The 2,437-nt window shown below is 29.6% G+C and carries 3 protein-coding genes; all 3 read left to right on the forward strand.

The genetic code is table 11. From position 1 onward, the window contains the following. Window positions 1–1,054: sensor histidine kinase (locus tag B3J44_RS19045; RefSeq protein ID WP_349678307.1), on the forward strand; the 1,054-nt coding region annotated here is incomplete at its 5' end. Beyond that, entirely contained in the window at window positions 1,044–1,745 is a 702-nt protein-coding gene (locus tag B3J44_RS19050; protein ID WP_198856295.1) for a LytR/AlgR family response regulator transcription factor, read from the forward strand. The genes B3J44_RS19045 and B3J44_RS19050, both read left to right, overlap by 11 nt. Before the next feature lie 174 nt (window positions 1,746–1,919). Next, window positions 1,920–2,437 (forward strand): MFS transporter (locus B3J44_RS19055; protein ID WP_286970644.1); only part of this gene is annotated, 518 nt, incomplete at its 3' end.

Raw genomic sequence — 2,437 nt, forward strand, 5'->3', positions numbered from 1 at the left:
ATTGAAAGAAATACGAAAAGTTAAATTTGATATCAAACTGCAAAATCATGTCTGGTTTTGGGGAGTTTATTTTACTTTAAACTTTTTAAGATGGGGCGCTTACTTTAATGATTACCCTTATGCATTCAAATCAAACTTAATTGAATTCTCTTTGGTTATTCCTTTAGTTTATTTGAATTTATTTGTTTTGGTTCCAAGATATGTACTCAAACAAAAGTATATTATGTATACTTTTTTACTTCTGTTGAGTCTATTTGTGATATATCTTCTAAAAACAGCTCTAACCTACTATATAATATCAGAAAATATATGGCCTGAAGCTAATAGAGAATATCATCCTTTTGAGATCAATCACATTGTTGCTGTTTGTATCGGAGAATTGTATGTTTTAGCAATGGCATCATCAATTTATCTTACCTTGACTTGGCTAAGAGAGCGAGAAAGAAACAGATCTTTACGAGAAAACCAATTTAAGATTAAACTTAAATATCTTGAAAACCAGATTCAGCCCCATTTTTTCTTCAACACGCTAAACAATTTGTATGCTTTATCGTTAGAATCATCAAAGAAAGTTCCTGATGTAATTATAAAGCTTTCTAATTTGATGGAGTACGTTTTATATGATGTTAAAGGAACCAAATTTGTTCCGTTAATAAAAGAAATCGACTATATCCAGAACTATATTGAAATAGAAAAACTTCGTTTTGAAAATGTCGAAGTAACCATAAATCTCGAATCTAATATTGATGATGTTGTTGTACCGCCATTAATTTTCATTTCTTTGGTTGAAAATGCTTTTAAACATGGAGGTCTAAACAACAAAAATTTAAAAATAAAGATCAACTGTAAAGTTACAGACAATAAAATACTCGATTTTGAAATCTTAAATAATTTTGTAATTTCACAAAATCATAATCCGAAAAGAGGAATTGGTTTGGTTAATACAAAAAAAAGACTGAAACTAATTTACAGAAGCAATTTCCGCCTTAAACAAGAAACCAAACTAAATTTCTACATAATCCGATTACAAATACCTACATATAATGAAGATTAAATGCGTGTTAATTGATGATGAGCCTTTAGCTATCAAGGTCCTGCAAAATTATTTTACCAATTTTACAGATTTTGAAGTTATAGCAACATTCAATAACTCTTTAGAGGCACTCGATTTTATTAACAGTACGCCTGTTGATGCTGTCTTTTTAGATATTAACATGCCTATGATGACCGGTTTTGAGCTTATTAGTCTTATCGAAAACAAAACCAAAGTCATCATTACAACCGCTTTTAGAGAATTTGCTGCTGAAAGTTATGATTTGGATGTATTAGATTATTTAGTAAAACCTATTCCGTTACCAAGATTCATAAAATGCATCAATAAAATTACCACCGAATACAATCTCAAAAACAATATTAAAGTCGAAACTTCAAAAGGAGATTCTCATATTTTTATTAAAGTCGATAAAAAAATGATGAAAATTAATATTGAGGAAATTTTGTTTGTTGAAGGAATGAAAGAATATATAAAAGTAGTCACGCCAGATAAGACATATATTACCCATAAATCTCTTACATCATTATCAGAAGAATTACCTGCAGATCGCTTCCTTAGAATTCATAAATCTTATGTAATTGCACTAAATAAGGTAAAATCTATAGAAGGAAACCGCGTTCAAATACAATCTTACAACATTCCAATAGGCAGAAACTACAGTAAAGAAGTTAAAAATAAGATATTGGAATAAATATAATTACGAATTACATTTTCTAAGTAGGTTAAAATTAACACTTTGTTGAAAAAACATAGCCGTTGGTTTAAATTTAACATTATTTATACCTTTTTATTTTTTTTTGATAATCCTAACAAATATATTTACGGTCTTCAAAAAACAATAAAATAAAAAATTAACCTTATTATTATGAGTTCAGAAAATGTTCAAACCAAATGGGGGCAATTTATCTCTTTGATAATCGTCTTCTTCTTTTGGGGTTTTGTTGGTTCTGCTAACGACATCCTGATTCCAGTATTCAAAAAAGTATTTACGCTATCGCAAGTACAATCTCAATTAGTAGCGTGGGCTTTCTATGCTGCTTATTTTGTTGGATCAATTATATTCTTTATCGTTTCTTTAAAAGTAGATATTTTACAAAAATATGGCTACAAAAGAACATTATCTGCAGGATTAATTTTATCTGCTGTAGGTTCATTCTTATTCATTCCAGCTGCTACAATTGAAAGCTTTCCTTTCTTTTTAACGGCTTTATTTACAGTAGGTTTAGGCTTTTCCATTCAACAAATTGTTGCCAATCCTTTGGCGATTAAAATGGGAAGTCCAGAAACTGGAGCACACCGTTTAACTCTTGCAGGCGGAATCAACTCTTTCGGAACAACAATTGGAGCAATCTTATTAGGTATCGCTTTATTCGGAATGGGAGA

This window comes from Flavobacterium sp. UBA4854 (assembly GCF_002399805.1).
Taxonomy (GTDB): Bacteria; Bacteroidota; Bacteroidia; order Flavobacteriales; family Flavobacteriaceae; genus Flavobacterium; species Flavobacterium ginsengisoli.